We start from the raw sequence: 14,315 nt of genomic DNA on the forward strand, positions 1-14,315 counted from the left end.
GCCGAACCGTGCCGCCTAGTCCATGAATTCCATCCGCCTGAACCGGAGTTCCCGTTCTGCACCACGCAGCGGAGAACCGCTAAACGGCAGACTCTCCAGCGGGATGGAATTGGCGGCGTCCAAGGCGAGCATGTTGGCGGCTGCCGCAGCCTTCGGAGGCAGCCCCAGGGAAGCGGCAAATTCAGCCCAATGCCTTGCCTTGAGGTTCTTGTACTTGCCCGCAATGGACAATGCCATGGTGTTGTCACCATAGACGAGTGTGCAGGGCACGTCGTAGATGGGGGCCATGGCGAAAGCGCACTCGGAATTGCCCAGAATCGATAGGTTCTTGGCATGGAGGTCTCCGTTGCCGGTCAGCCACGCGAAGACAAACTGCAGATACATATTGCGTTTGGCCAGAATTGGGGCGTGGCAATGCCGGGCCAATGCCACGACTACGTCCTCGGAGGCAACACTGTACTTGGAGGCCGGCGGCAGCCCGAGCACCTGGGTCCCATCTTCCAGGGGCAATCTCAGCCAGCTCCCGCCGTCACCCTTGACGCGGTCGAAACGTTCCACGAGCAGGCCGGCCAGACCGTTCCTGTCACTGATGACCCTGCTCTTCGCCACGGGAACCTTCAGCCCCTTGGCTGCGGCGAGGTGTGCCGCCTCATTGACCACAAGGTGCGGATTCTCTGCCGGATCCAACTTCAGCAGGTAGCGCATTCCACGCAGTGCCAGCGGGGTGGTCAGCATGGACGCACTGGCCTTGTCCTGGACACCAGGCAGTCCGTGAAGGTCGACGGAATTCGCCAGAGCCGCGAAGTCTATTTCCTCCGGATGCGAGGTGTTGGCCAACGATTCGGGTTCGGTGGGAGTAACTCCGGCCGGAACCACCTGGACATCGCCGGGCATGTCAGCTCCGACGGCCAGCAGAAGGGAGAGCTCGTCGTCAAAACTTGTCTTGGCAGCGTTCTTCAAGACGGTCAGGCGGTGGCCCTCGGGCAAAAGTCCCGTGAAGAACGGCGGCAGCGCCCCGTTCTGGGTGTCGACCGCCACTGCTGACAGGGGCAGGGAGAATGCCACGGGCGTTTCTCCGCCAGCCAAGTAGCCATCCCGGTAGGCGAATCGAACGCCCCCTTTTTCTGTGCGCGAGAGACTGCCAGCCAAGGCTCCACCTTTGTAGACGTCAGCGTCCCGAATGAGCTTGAGGTGCTGTAGATCCTGAGTCATCCGGTGACCGTCAGGCGCAGCCCCAGGACGTTGGCCGCCGCCGCCACAGCCCGCAGCGAGGGATTGCCGGTCCCCGTTTCGATGGCCCGGATGGTGCGCTCCGAGGTCTCGGCGAGGTTGGCCAGGTCTTCCTGGGTCAGCCCTGCATCCTTGCGTGCACGGCGAATGCTGTTAGCTACGGCGGTAATACTCTCCACGACACTCCTCCGAACGGCAACAAAATGCCGATTTCGGCATCTGTACTTGCCATCGTGCACCACAATTGTCATTTCGGCAATATTTTGCCGAAAATAGCTGGCCACAGCGCCCAAGGGCCGGGATCAAGCCAAACCGGTAAAATATTGCCGGTTTCGGAACCGCATTGGCCATAACGCACAATGCGCACAGCCCAACCGAATCGGTCAGGCTGCGCGCATCAAGTTGCTGGAGTTAGAAGTCCCAGTCGTCGTCTTCGGTGTTGACTGCCTTGCCGATGACGTAGGAGGAACCTGAGCCGGAGAAGAAGTCGTGGTTCTCGTCAGCATTCGGTGAGAGCGCGGACAGGATGGCCGGGTTCACGTCGGTGACGGCGGCCGGGAACATGGCCTCGTAGCCCAGGTTCATGAGCGCCTTGTTGGCGTTGTAGTGCAGGAACTTCTTGACGTCCTCGGCCAGGCCAACGGAGTCGTAAAGATCGTGCGTGTACTGAACCTCGTTCTCGTACAGCTCAAACATGAGCTCGAAGGTCCACGCCTTCAGTTCTTCCTTGCGCTCTGCGGAGACACCTTCCAGGCCCTTCTGGTACTTGTACCCGATGTAGTAGCCGTGTACGGCCTCATCGCGAATGATCAGGCGGATCAGGTCAGCGGTGTTCGTCAGCTTGGCCCGTGAAGACCAGTACATCGGCAGGTAGAAGCCCGAGTAGAACAAGAACGATTCCAACAAGGTGGAGGCGATCTTGCGCTTGAGGGGGTCATCACCGTAGTAGTAGGACTCAATGATCTGAGCCTTCTTCTGCAGGTTCACGTTCTCCACCGACCAGCGGAAGGCTTCGTCGATTTCCTTCGTGGAGCACAGGGTGGAGAAGATCGAGGAGTAGCTCTTGGCGTGCACCGATTCCATGAACGCAATGTTCGTGTAGACGGCTTCCTCGTGCGGGGTGATGGCGTCCGGGATCAGCGAAACGGCGCCAACCGTGCCCTGCAGGGTGTCCAGCAAGGTCAGGCCGGTGAACACGCGCATGGTGAGCAGCTGCTCGTCCGGTGTCAGCGTGGCCCACGACTGGATGTCGTTGGACAGCGGCACTTTTTCCGGCAGCCAGAAGTTGTTGACCAGGCGGTTCCAGACGTCTACGTCCTTCTCGTCCTCAATCCGATTCCAGTTGATGGCCGTTACATGGCTCGCCAACTTCAGCTTGTCCGGTGTCATGGCTGCTTCTCTCCTTGTAAAAATCCTGGTGGCCGCATGGGCCAGATCAATCTTAAGCCAAAGGGACGACGGCGGGACGCACCCGCCGTCGTACTCTTCAGTTATGTGGTGCTACAGCATGCACGAGACACAATTTTCAACCTCGGTCCCTTCCAGCGCGAGCTGGCGGAGACGGATGTAGTAAATGGTCTTGATGCCCTTCTTCCAGGCATAAATCTGCGCTTTGTTGATGTCACGCGTGGTGGCGGTGTCCTTGAAGAACAACGTCAGGGACAGGCCCTGGTCCACGTGCTGCGTGGCGGCAGCGTAGGTGTCGATGGTCGCTTCGAAACCGAGCTCATAGGCATCCTTGTAGTACTCAAGGTTGTCATTGGTCAGGTACGGGGCCGGGTAGTACACGCGGCCCAGCTTGCCTTCCTTGCGGATCTCAATGCGCGAAGCCACCGGGTGGATCGAGGACGTGGAGTTGTTGATGTAGCTGATGGAGCCCGTGGGCGGGACAGCCTGCAGGTTCTGGTTGTAGATGCCGTGCTCCATGACGGAGGCCTTCAGCGCACGCCAGTCTTCCTGGGTGGGGATGTGGATGCCGTCAAACATTTCGGCAACCTTGGCTGTCTGCGGAACCCATTCCTGATCCGTGTACTTGTCAAAGAACTCGCCGCTGGCGTACTTGGACTTTTCGAAGCCGGCAAACGTTGTGCCGGTCTCCATGGCGATCAGGTTGGAGGCCCGGATGCAGTGGTACACCACCGAGTAGAAGTAGATGTTGGTGAAATCCAGGCCCTCTGCGGAGCCGTAGTGGACCCGCTCGCGGGCCAGGTAACCGTGCAGGTTCATCTGGCCCAGGCCAATGGCGTGCGACTGGTCGTTGCCCTTGGCAATGGACGGCACGCTGGTGATGTTGGACATGTCAGAGACAGCCGTCAGCGTGCGGATGGAAGTCTCAATGGTGCTGGCGAAGTCCGGTGAGTCCATGGCCTTGGCAATGTTCAGCGAGCCAAGGTTGCAGGAGATGTCCTTGCCGGTGTCGGCGTAGGACAGGTCATCGTTGTACGTGGTGGGCGCAGAAACCTGAAGGATCTCGGAGCACAGGTTGGACATGATGATCTTGCCGTCGATCGGGTTGGCGCGGTTCACCGTGTCTTCAAACATGATGTACGGGTAGCCGGACTCGAACTGGATCTCGGCAAGCGTCTGGAAGAACTCGCGCGCCTTGATCTTGGTCTTCTTGATGCGGGCGTCATCAACCATCTCGTAGTACTTCTCAGTGACTGAGATGTCGGAGAACGGCATGCCGTAAACCTTTTCGACGTCGTACGGGGAGAACAAGTACATGTCCTCGTCGCGCTTGGCCAACTCAAAGGTGATGTCCGGAACCACAACACCCAGGGAAAGGGTCTTGATGCGAACCTTCTCATCAGCGTTTTCACGCTTGGTGTCCAGGAAACGGTTGATGTCCGGGTGGTGGGCGTGCAGGTAAACAGCACCCGCGCCCTGGCGGGCACCAAGCTGGTTGGCGTAGGAGAAGCTGTCCTCGAGAAGCTTCATCACGGGGATGACGCCGGAGGACTGGTTCTCGATCTGCTTGATGGGGGCACCGACTTCGCGGATGTTGGTCAGCGCGAACGCCACACCGCCGCCGCGCTTGGAGAGCTGCAGTGCGGAGTTGATGGAGCGGCCAATGGACTCCATGTTGTCTTCGATGCGGAGCAGGAAGCACGAGACCAGCTCGCCGCGCTGGCGCTTGCCGGCGTTCAGGAATGTGGGGGTTGCGGGCTGGAAGCGGCCGCCGATGATTTCATCAACCATCTTCATGGCCAGGGCCTCATCGCCGCGGGCCAGGTGCAGGGCAACCATGCAGACGCGGTCTTCGTAGCGCTCCAGGTAGCGGTTGCCGTCGAAGGTCTTCAGCGTGTAGGACGTGTAGAACTTGAACGCGCCCAGGAAGGTTTCAAAGCGGAACTTCTTCTTGTACGCGTGGTTGTACAGGTCACGGATGAAGTTCATCGTGTACTGGTCAAGCGTCTCGCGCTCGTAGTACTCGTTCTTCACCAAGTAGTCCAGCTTTTCTTCCAGGTCGTGGAAGAACACGGTGTTGTTGTTCACGTGTTGCAGGAAGTACTGGCGGGCAGCGGCGCGGTCGGCGTCGAACTGGATCTCGCCGTCGGCGTTGTAGAGGTTCAGCATGGCATTGAGCTCGTGATAGCCCATGCCTTCCCATGCTGCGGGCATGCTCTTAGAAGCCTTCACTGCTGTGCCTGGCTCTGTGGCAATCGTGTCCAAAATTCTTCCAATCCTTCGTGAACGCGGTCCACGTCTTCCGACGTGCCCATCAGTTCAAAACGGTATAAATGCTTTACATTGCACTTCGCAGCAACAATGTCTCCGGCTAGGCAATATGTTTCGCCAAAATTTGTGTTCCCGGCGCCAATGACGCCGCGAATCAGATCGCGATTTTCCGCCACGTTGAGGAACTTGATGACCTGTTTTGGTACTGCCCCGTGCCCTTCGTCGCCCCCATAGGTGGGAAGGACTAAAACATAGGGTTCTTGAGCTAAGAGTGTGTCTTCATAGGTGTAGACCGGCAGCCGCGCCGCGTTCATCCGAAGTTTTTCAACGAAGCGGTGGGTGTTCTCAGACGTTGACGAGAAGTAAATCAACCGGCTGCTGGTGGTTCGAGAGGCTATCTGACCAACAGCGGGTTGTGCTGCTACGGCTGACATGACAATCGCTTTCCAACTACTTACTTGCGGGCGTGGGGCCGGCCAGCAATGGCCGGCCCCATCGTTGTGCACCTGTGCACAGCAATGCGGTGGCGGGATATCCCGCCGAATGTCAGGCTACGCTGACGGCGGCATTCTGGTTGATCTCGGCGATCTTGTCCGGGCGGAATCCTGACCAGTGGTCAGCGTCGGTAATGACAACCGGAGCCTGCTGGTAGCCGAGGCTGAGCACGTGCTCCAGCGCTTCCGGATCGGTGGAGATATCAACGCTCTTGTAGGTGATGCCCTTTTTGTCCAAGGCGCGGTAGGTGGCGTTGCACTGAACGCAAGCAGGTTTGGTGTAAACCGTGACGGTCATGATCGAGTTCCCCTTGTCTATAACTTCTAATGGCTGCCGCTAGCGGCACACTCGCTGTCGGTGGGAACCACGGTTCGCGCCACGGTCTCGCCAGCTATTCGAGCTGTTCAAAGCGGTTTCCCGAAGGACCGCTTGAATTCTGTATTAGATACTACATGTAGTGCAGGGTCCCGTCGTTGACCCCTACATGATGTATTACAAGTATGTCATTTTATGCACCGGTAGTCCACAGGCTGGGAGATTTAAAAGCGCTAAAACTCAAGGTTTAAACCGAACTATCCACAGGCTGTGGAGTACTTAGTCACAAAAATCTGGGCGGCGTGTCTGTTCCTTGGGCGTGTCGACCCTAGTGGTCAGCGCCGGTGAGAGCAGCACCACTAAAAGGCCCGCCACGGGCACCACCAGCAGCCCCGTGCGCAGTGAGGTGGCATCGGCAACAGCACCCACAATGGGCGGTGAGAGCAGGAAACTCACCCGCATGAGCCAGCTGACAACCGTCAGACCGGTGCCCTCCCGCAACCCGGGCAGGTTGTCCGCCGCGTGCATCGCCGCCGGGACCAGCGTGGACACCCCGAAGCCAGCCAGGGCAAAACCGGCAATGGTGCCGGGCACCGTGGGGAACAGCAAGGCTTGCCCCATGCCCAGAGTGACAATGACTCCCCCGGCCTGCGCCACCAGCCGCTGGCCAAAGCGGTCCACCAGGGAATCCCCTACCAGCCGGCCAATGAACTGGGCACCCACCAAGGCCACAAAGCCCAGCCCGGCCACCGAAGCGGCGGCACCAAAGTCACCACTCAAGTACACGGCAGCCCAGGTGCTGCCCGCATCCTCCACCAGCGTGCCGCCGGCGGCAATGAGCACCAGCGCCATGATGACCAAGTACTTGCCCAGCCCGGCAGCGCTTCGGCGAGGAACGACGTCGTGCTTCTCCTCAACAGCGTCCGCAGCGTCAGGCCCCGGCAGCAGGAATCTCAGGCTGGCCTGCGAAACCGCGGCGAAGAGCACACCTGAGATCAGCAGGTGGAGCCAGAGCGGGAACTGCAGGCCAGCCGCTGCGGAACCCATGAGGCCTCCGGTTACCGCACCAATGCTCCACACGGCGTGGAAGGAGTTCAGGATGGAGCGGCCGTACAGGCGCTGCACGCGCAGGCCATGGGAATTCTGTGCCACATCCGTGATGGCGTCGAAGGCCCCGGCCAGCAGCAAGGCCGCAGCAAACAGGATCCCACTGGGTGTGACGCCGGCAATGACCAGCCCCAACGCCGTTCCGAGCGTTCCGGCCACGGCAACCTTGGCGGAATGGAACCGCCTGATGAGCAGCCCGGCGGCAAGCCCGGCCGAGAGCGCACCCAGCGGGTAGGCAGCCACAGCAAAGCCGAACTCGGCATTGCTCAGGCCCAGCGCCTCCTTGATGGCGGGGAATCGTGGAAGCAGGTTGGCAAAGAGTGCCCCGTTGGTGAAGAACAGGGCCGCCACGGCCCACCTGGCGCGGCGAATGTGAAGGGGAAGCGCCGGCGATTCTGCTGTTTTCAAGCTCAAGGTTTTCCCACGATTCGTTCAACAGCTGCTTCGACTGTGGTTCTGGGCATGGGGGCCAGGGACAGGGCCCGGTGCATGGACAGGCCCTCAATCAGGGCGTCCAGCATGAGCGTGGTCTCCGGGTCAAAGAATTTGCCGAGCGCCACACGGCTACGCGCCATCCACGCATCCGTCACACGGCGCATGTCCGGACGGCGGGTGGCCAAGGCGTATAGCTCGTAGGAGAGCACCATGGTGCGGGAGTCGTTCAGGAGTTCGCCTGTGATCAGACTGACGACGGCGTCACGGGCTGCTGCCTCATCGCCCACTTCGGCCATGGCTGCGTCAAATCCGTTTGCCGTGCGATTGGCCAGCGTGGTGAACGCCTCGCCGAGCAGCTCATCCAGTGACTCGAAGTGGTACGTCAAGGAGCCCAAGGAAACACCTGCACGTTCGGCAATCTTGCGGTACGTTGCCCCGGCCACCCCATGCTTGGCCACCACGTCCAGGGCGGCGGCGCTGATGTTCGCGCGGCGGTCCGGGTCATAGCGGCGGCGCGGCTTGCCTTCTGCTGGCTCGGGCCGGGCCCTCACTGGCTGCTTGCTCACGCGAGCTGCTTGCTGATGCGTGCCGGGTTGCCCACGGCCACCACATTGGGCGGCAGGTCGCGGGTGACAACGGAACCCGCACCCACCACAGTGTTCTCGCCAATCGTCACGCCGGGCAGCACAATGACGCCGCCGCCGAGCCAAACATTGTCACCAATGGTGATGGGCTTGGCTGCCTCGAGTTTGTCGCGGCGCAACCAGGACTCGAGCGGGTGCGTGGGTGTCAGGAGCTGGACGTTGGGGCCAATCATGACGTCGGCGCCGATGGTGATGGGGGCAACGTCCAGGGCTGTGAAGTTGTAGTTGATGAACGTTCCGGGGCCAATGGTGATGTACCTGCCGTAGTCCACGAACAGCGGCGGACGAATTTCCACATCCTCCCCGAGTGAGCCGATCAGCTCCGCCAGGATCACTTCGGCCGCCTCGCGGTCTTCGGGCCACACCTGTCCGTAACGGTGGGACGCGGTGATGGCGCGCTGTGATGCCACAGCCAGTTCGGTATCCTCTGCCAGGTACAGGTCCCCGGCCTCCATGCGCTGGCGCATGCTGCGGGGGTCGTTGGCAAAATATGGGTGCGTCATGGCGGGTTCCATCCTTCAATCAAAAAGTCGTTATGTACAAATGTACATAACGACTCCCGCAGCTGTGTCACCACCGCGTTACATGACGCTGACACCTATGCTTGCTAAGAACGAGCCTAGCCATGAGAAAGAGGGCCCACGTGATCAACCCCGTGCATTTGCAAACCCTGTTGGAGGTGGTCCGTCGCGGGTCTTTTGCGGCCGCGGCCACCCAACTGGGGTACACGGCGTCGGCCGTTTCGCAGCAAATGTCCACACTGGAGCGGGACAGCGGAGTCGCCTTGTTCAAGCGATCCGCACGCAGCGTGCTGCCCACTGACGCCGCCTTGGTCATGTCCCGGCATGCGGCGAAGGTGCTCACCGACATTGATGCCTTGCTGGCGGCCAGCTCCCGCACGGAGGAAGGCACCAGTCAGGAGCTGCGATTGGGCATCTTTCCCTCACTGGCCACGTACGTGCTCCCCCGGCTGTTGCGTAGTCCCGAATGGCCGGGGCTGGGCATCAACCTTCACGTGTCGGTCGGTGAGCCGCAACAGACCATTGGCGGCTTGCGCAGTGGCGGCGAATTGGATGTTGCGCTGGTGTATCAGGTGGGCCAGTCCGGCCTGGCGTGGCCGCACACCATCAATCGGCAATGGATTGGCGATGACAACTTCAGGGTGGTCCTGCCCAAGGCCTGGGGTATTCGGGCTGGCTCGGTGATGGAGGCGTCGCACCTCTCCGACATGCCATGGATCATGCACCACCCCGGAACCAGTGACGCTGCCGTGATTGAAAGGCTCTTTGCCAGCTGCAATCTGCACCCGCGCGTGGCGGCCTACAGCGATGACTTCAACGCCAGCTTGCAACTGGCCAGCGTAGGCCTGGGCGCAGCCCTGGTCCCGGAGCTTGCCCTGCAAAACAAGCCGGACAACGTGGTGGTCCTGGACGTGCCGGAAATTCGGCTGGCCCGGAACATTTTTGCCCTGCTCATCAATGACAAGCGGACAGCCCGCATCGAAGTGTTCGTGGACAAGCTGGCGGGCATCATGACAGAGCTGAACCGCACCAGCCACCTGGGCGAACCCACAGCGCAAACACGAAAGTAGCTTGGGTTGGCGCGGCCACTTTGGCCATGCGCTCTGCAAATACTCAGCGTGGCGCCAGTGAAAGAGCTGCGCCTGGCTGACTACGTGGTGTTTCGCATAACCAAAGTCGCCGAGCCCAGAATTAGGTGTATGCGCCTCACTGGCTTCCAGCGACGCGCATAGGCCCCGTTAGCCCTTGCGGAACTTCTTGGCCGGTGCCACGAAGCGCTTGATGACCTGCTTCTTAATGGCCCCAAACGGCGGGTAGATCAAGCTCATCGTGTCAGGCGACAGGGGCTTGTCCAAAACTGCCTTGTGGTGCGAGAACGTGTCAATGGAATGCTGTCCATGGTAGCGGCCCATGCCACTCTCGCCCACTCCTCCGAACGGCAGCCCGGGTATGCCCAGATGCGCCGCAGGCACACCAAAGTTCAACGCCCCCGACGACGTTTGTACAGTGAATGCCTCCCGCACCCCTGCGTCTTCGCTGAAGACATAGAGCGCTAGTGGCTTTTCGCGGTGGTTGATGAACTCAATGGCGGCTTGCGCCGACTCCACGGTCACCAGCGCCAGAACCGGGCCAAAGATTTCATCGTCCATCAGTGCGGATTCGGCGTCCACATGAACTACCGTGGGCGCAATGTATCGTGTTGCAGCATCCGTTGACCCTCCAGTCACAAGCGCCGAACCGCTCTCCTCCTGCAGGTCCATGGCGAGCAGGCCCGCAACGCGGGAGAAGGCTGCGTCGTTGATCATGCGGCCAAAGGCCAGGCTGTGGGCAGGCTCAGCACCGTAGAGTTCCTCGATGGCCTCGGGCAATTCCTTGGCAAGCTTGGCCAGGGCGGAGTCCGTGCCCAAAACATAGTCGGGGGCCACACAGGTTTGGCCTGCGTTCATGAATTTGCCCCACACGATCCTGCGCGCCGCTGTAATCATCTCTACGGTGTCGTCAATGTAGACGGGTGACTTCCCGCCCAGCTCCAGCGTCACTGGCGTGAGGTGCTTGGCGGCTGCACTCATGACAATCCGCCCCACCCGGCCGTTGCCCGTGAAGAAGATGTGGTCGAAGCGTTGGTCAAGCAGGCTGGTGATTTCGGGCACCCCGCCCTCCACGATGGTCACGGCGCCAGCAAGGTACTCCGGAACCCAGCGGGCAAGCACTGCCGAACTGGCCGGTGCCATCTCGCTGGGTTTCGCCACCACGGTGTTCCCGGCTGCGAGCGCACCGATGATCGGTGCCAGAAGAAGTTGAATGGGATAGTTCCAGGGTGCAATAACCAAGACAACGCCCAATGGTTCCAGCACGATGGTTGCCGCGGCTGGTTGAAACTTGAGCGGCACTGACGCCTTGCGGGGTTTCAACCAGTCTTGAAGGTGTTTGACTGTGTGGGCTATCTCTGCGGTGAGAAACCCTATCTCCGACAGCCACGCTTCGGTGGGATGTTTGCCAAGATCGGCTGCGAGCGCTGCCGTGAAGTCATCCTTGTGGTCGACCAGCATCTGGTTCATGGCCGTGAGGCGTGCCAGCCGCCAGTCGAGCGGTTTGGTCACGCCTGTGTTGAAGAGTTGGCGGGCCGCCTCAACGGTTGCTTCGATGGTGTTCGGTGTCCCGTTGGTTTGTACCAGGGTGTCTAGGTTCTGTGCGCTCATGGCCCCAATCTACTCCCCCGGCGCGGTTCGCTTGTCACCCGCGATCAGGCGTTCCCTCGCATCTTAGTCCGTCCGACGGCGAGTATCACCGGTTCTCTCACTCCGCCACACACGCGTAGAGGGTATGCCTTCCGGGGTAGCCGTGGGCCGTCCCCTCTCACGCACGTTGGCGGCGAGACTGCGTTTTGTGCCAATATTCCAATTCAAGCAAATTCGAACACATATTCGAAGTTGGTGGAACGTGGCGGAATGCGGCCCACTCAAGCACGGCACTAGTGTCCAACCATACGTCGCGAGAAGGCTACTCACGCCGATGGTCGGAACGCAACATACTGCTGCTGCTCTACGACGCACATGCAGCATCTGCGACCATGGGTGCAGGGCGACCAAGCGAAGAGGAAGACAAGCGACGGTGATCAAGTACATGACCCTAGGGTCCGGGATCACGGCAGCCGTGGGTTTCTTTACCGCCCTTGCCTTTCAGGTAATTTCGGGGGTCCAGTACCGAATTGCCGAAGATCAGGGACTTCAGCCGGGCTATGCTCCCACCTGGATTGTGGCGGGCACCAACGTGGGACTGCTGATCTTCGCTCTGGGTGCACTGGCGATGCTGGGAGTGGGCATCACAGCTCTGTTCCAGCGCCTCCGCACGGAACCCTAGCGCCGAGCACTTCACCTTCGCACACGCTGCCTTGTTGCCCGCAGTCCCGCATTAAGCGCAGCAGGCGTTCCTTGCCTCCCCATGAGGGAGACAAGGAACGCCTTCTGGCGTAAAGCGGCTGGCCCTTGGGAGGGCGCGGTGGGCCCACGCGCCCGAGGGCCCCAAGAGCCAGACGCGCCAGCGGCTGGCTCTGGGGAGGGCGCGGGGACTAGACCAGCTGTGCGCGTACTTCCTTCGTGGCGTTGACCAGGTTGCGCAGGGACTCCTCAGTCTCGGCGTAGCCGCGGGTCTTCAGTCCACAGTCCGGGTTGACCCAGAGCTGGCGGGCCGGTACGTGCTTGACGGCGGTGCCCAACAGTTCGGTAACCTCGGCCTGGCCGGGGACACGGGGGCTGTGGATGTCATATACGCCCGGGCCGACGCCGCGGCCAAAGCCGTGGGCTTCGAGGTCGTTGACAACATCCATGCGGGAGCGGGCAGCCTCGATGGAGGTCACATCGGCGTCCAGGCCGTCGATGGCGTCGATGATGACACCAAATTCGGAGTAGCACAGGTGGGTGTGGATCTGGGTGCCGTCAACAGCACCTGCGGTGGAGAGGCGGAAGGAGTTTACGGACCAGTCCAGGTACGCGGCCTGGTCAGCCTTGCGCAGCGGCAGCAGCTCGCGCAGGGCGGGCTCGTCCACCTGGATGATCTTGATGCCGGCAGCTTCGAGATCAGCGATCTCGTCGCGCAGCGCCAGACCCACCTGGTTGGCGGTGTCGCCCAGGGGCTGGTCGTCACGCACAAAGCTCCACGCCAGGATGGTGACGGGGCCCGTGAGCATGCCCTTCATGGGCTTGGCGGTCAGTGACTGTGCGTATTCGGCCCACTCAACGGTGATGGCTTTCTCGCGGGTCACATCGCCCCAGAGGATGGACGGGCGGGTGCAGCGGCTGCCGTAGGACTGGACCCAGCCATGGACGGTGACGTCAAAGCCTTCCAGATTCTCGGCAAAGTACTGGACCATGTCGTTGCGCTCGGGCTCGCCGTGCACCAGCACGTCAAAGTCGAGTTCCTCCTGCAGGTCCACAACGCGCTTGATCTCTTCCTTCATCAGCGTGGTGTACTCGTCCCCGGTGATGGCGCCCTTGTTGGCGCGGGCACGCGCTGAGCGGATCTCGCTGGTCTGCGGGAAGGAGCCAATGGTGGTGGTGGGCAGCGGCGGCAGAGCCAATGATTCTTCCTGGGCGGCTTCGCGGACCGAGTATGCGGAGCGGTTGAAGTCGGCAGCGGTCAAGGCGGCCAGGCGGTCACGAACCTCCGGGCGCTTGACACCGGGGGCAGCTGCGCGGGAGGCGATGATTGCTGAAGCCTCTGCGATGGCGGCAGCGGACGACGCCGGGTCCACCAGGTGGGCGGCCAGCGTCACCACTTCGGTGACCTTCTGGTCGGCAAACGCCAACCAGCTGCGCAGTTCGGCGGAGAGCTGGGTTTCTTCGGTGACGTCGTGCGGGACGTGCTGGGTGGAGGTGGAGGTGGAGACTGTGATGTTCAGGCCGGCAGCCTTGAGAACATCGAGCCGGGCAGCGGACTTGGCCAGGTCGTTGCGCCAGATGTTGTGGCCATCAACCACACCGGCAACTATGGTCTTGCCGGCCAGCAGTGCCAATTCCTCGGCGGAGGGAACAGCACCCTTGAACGCGTCAATGTGCAGTGCCTCGATCGGGGCAGCAGCCAGGGTGGGCAGCAATTCGGCGAGGGCTCCGAACGGGGTGGAAACCAGGATGGAGGGGCGCCCGGCAGCAGCACCAAGAACCTCGTAGCTGCGGGCAACGGCAGCCTGAATCTCGGCGAGCGATACGTCCTGGTCGGCAACCAGTGCCGGCTCATCCAGCTGAACCCAGCTGGCTCCTGCAGCGCCCAGGCGGGTCAGCAGCTCAGCGTAGATGGGCAGAACATCTTCCAAGCGTGACAGGGGTGAGAAGCCAGCCGGTGCGTCGTCGCTGGCCTTGCTCAGGAGCAGGAAGGTCACCGGGCCCACCAGGTACGGACGGGTTTCAAAACCGTTGGCCAACGCGTATTCGAACTGCTCAACAATGCGGTTGGAGGTCAGGGAGAAGGTGGTCTCCGGACCAATTTCCGGCACCAGGTAGTGGTAGTTGGTGTCGAACCACTTGGTCATTTCCAGGGGCTGCTGCTCAACCGTGCCGCGGGCCAGGGTGAAGTAGGCGTTGATGTCGAGCTGGCCGTCGGCCTTGCGCAGATCGCCGAAACGGGCCGGTACGGCACCGATGTGGGTTGCGGCGTCGAGCACCTGGTCATAGTAGGAGAACGTGCCGGGGACGGCAGCTGCCTCAGTCAGGCCCAATTCAACCAGGCGGCGGGCCGTGCCCAGCTGGATTTCCTTGGCGGCGGCGTCCAGTTCAACGGCGTCGATCTTGCCGGCCCAGAATGCTTCGATGGCCTTCTTCAATTCACGACGGCGGCCAATGCGCGGGTAGCCCAACAGGGACGCGGCGGGGAAAACAGGTGTGTTTGACATGGAGAT

Annotated in this window: 13 protein-coding genes; 2 read left to right on the forward strand and 11 right to left on the reverse strand. The window is 61.2% G+C overall.

Features of this window, described 5'->3' with window-relative positions; genetic code table 11:
* Window positions 1-15 precede the first annotated feature (15 nt).
* From CVS28_RS08900 to CVS28_RS08940, 9 genes are all read right to left on the reverse strand, one after another.
* A complete protein-coding gene (locus tag CVS28_RS08900) occupies window positions 16-1,212 on the reverse strand; it encodes a type II toxin-antitoxin system HipA family toxin (RefSeq protein ID WP_103481275.1) in 1,197 nt (398 codons plus the stop codon).
* Window positions 1,209-1,409, reverse strand: a complete 201-nt coding sequence (locus CVS28_RS08905) for a helix-turn-helix transcriptional regulator (RefSeq protein WP_243399799.1) — start codon at window positions 1,407-1,409, stop codon at window positions 1,209-1,211. Before CVS28_RS08905 ends, CVS28_RS08900 begins: the two co-directional genes overlap by 4 nt.
* A gap of 232 nt (window positions 1,410-1,641) precedes the next feature.
* Complete coding sequence (nrdF, locus tag CVS28_RS08910) at window positions 1,642-2,619, reverse strand: class 1b ribonucleoside-diphosphate reductase subunit beta (protein ID WP_103465546.1); 978 nt, start codon at window positions 2,617-2,619, stop codon at window positions 1,642-1,644.
* A 111-nt stretch (window positions 2,620-2,730) separates the two neighbouring features.
* Window positions 2,731-4,851, reverse strand: a complete 2,121-nt coding sequence (gene nrdE, locus CVS28_RS08915; RefSeq protein WP_103481416.1) for a class 1b ribonucleoside-diphosphate reductase subunit alpha — start codon at window positions 4,849-4,851, stop codon at window positions 2,731-2,733.
* A 14-nt stretch (window positions 4,852-4,865) separates the two neighbouring features.
* A complete protein-coding gene (gene nrdI / locus CVS28_RS08920; RefSeq protein ID WP_103465545.1) occupies window positions 4,866-5,342 on the reverse strand; it encodes a class Ib ribonucleoside-diphosphate reductase assembly flavoprotein NrdI in 477 nt (158 codons plus the stop codon).
* Window positions 5,343-5,454: 112 nt separating this feature from the next.
* Complete coding sequence (gene nrdH / locus CVS28_RS08925) at window positions 5,455-5,700, reverse strand: glutaredoxin-like protein NrdH (RefSeq protein WP_103465544.1); 246 nt, start codon at window positions 5,698-5,700, stop codon at window positions 5,455-5,457.
* A gap of 297 nt (window positions 5,701-5,997) precedes the next feature.
* On the reverse strand, window positions 5,998-7,233 hold the full coding sequence (locus CVS28_RS08930) for an MFS transporter (protein ID WP_103481276.1): 1,236 nt from the start codon (window positions 7,231-7,233) through the stop codon (window positions 5,998-6,000).
* A gap of 2 nt (window positions 7,234-7,235) precedes the next feature.
* Window positions 7,236-7,826: a TetR/AcrR family transcriptional regulator gene (locus CVS28_RS08935; protein WP_243399800.1), complete on the reverse strand. Its 591-nt coding sequence runs from the start codon at window positions 7,824-7,826 to the stop codon at window positions 7,236-7,238.
* Complete coding sequence (locus tag CVS28_RS08940) at window positions 7,823-8,407, reverse strand: sugar O-acetyltransferase (RefSeq protein WP_103481417.1); 585 nt, start codon at window positions 8,405-8,407, stop codon at window positions 7,823-7,825. The genes CVS28_RS08935 and CVS28_RS08940 overlap by 4 nt, the downstream gene beginning before the upstream one ends.
* Before the next feature lie 140 nt (window positions 8,408-8,547).
* Here CVS28_RS08940 and CVS28_RS08945 point away from each other — a divergent pair, with 140 nt between their 5' ends.
* A complete protein-coding gene (locus tag CVS28_RS08945) occupies window positions 8,548-9,495 on the forward strand; it encodes a LysR family transcriptional regulator (RefSeq protein ID WP_103465542.1) in 948 nt (315 codons plus the stop codon).
* A 168-nt stretch (window positions 9,496-9,663) separates the two neighbouring features.
* Here the strand turns inward: CVS28_RS08945 and CVS28_RS08950 are convergent, their stop codons facing one another.
* A complete protein-coding gene (locus tag CVS28_RS08950; RefSeq protein WP_103481277.1) occupies window positions 9,664-11,124 on the reverse strand; it encodes an aldehyde dehydrogenase family protein in 1,461 nt (486 codons plus the stop codon).
* A gap of 412 nt (window positions 11,125-11,536) precedes the next feature.
* On the opposite strand from CVS28_RS08950, the gene CVS28_RS08955 reads away from it, so the two are divergent.
* On the forward strand, window positions 11,537-11,785 hold the full coding sequence (locus CVS28_RS08955; RefSeq protein WP_103481278.1) for a hypothetical protein: 249 nt from the start codon (window positions 11,537-11,539) through the stop codon (window positions 11,783-11,785).
* Between the two features lie 208 nt (window positions 11,786-11,993).
* Here the strand turns inward: CVS28_RS08955 and metE are convergent, their stop codons facing one another.
* Window positions 11,994-14,309: a 5-methyltetrahydropteroyltriglutamate--homocysteine S-methyltransferase gene (gene metE / locus CVS28_RS08960; protein WP_103481279.1), complete on the reverse strand. Its 2,316-nt coding sequence runs from the start codon at window positions 14,307-14,309 to the stop codon at window positions 11,994-11,996.
* Window positions 14,310-14,315 lie beyond the last annotated feature (6 nt).

Origin of the sequence: Arthrobacter glacialis, from assembly GCF_002909415.1 — a bacterium.
In the GTDB taxonomy this organism is placed as follows: domain Bacteria; phylum Actinomycetota; class Actinomycetes; order Actinomycetales; family Micrococcaceae; genus Specibacter; species Specibacter glacialis.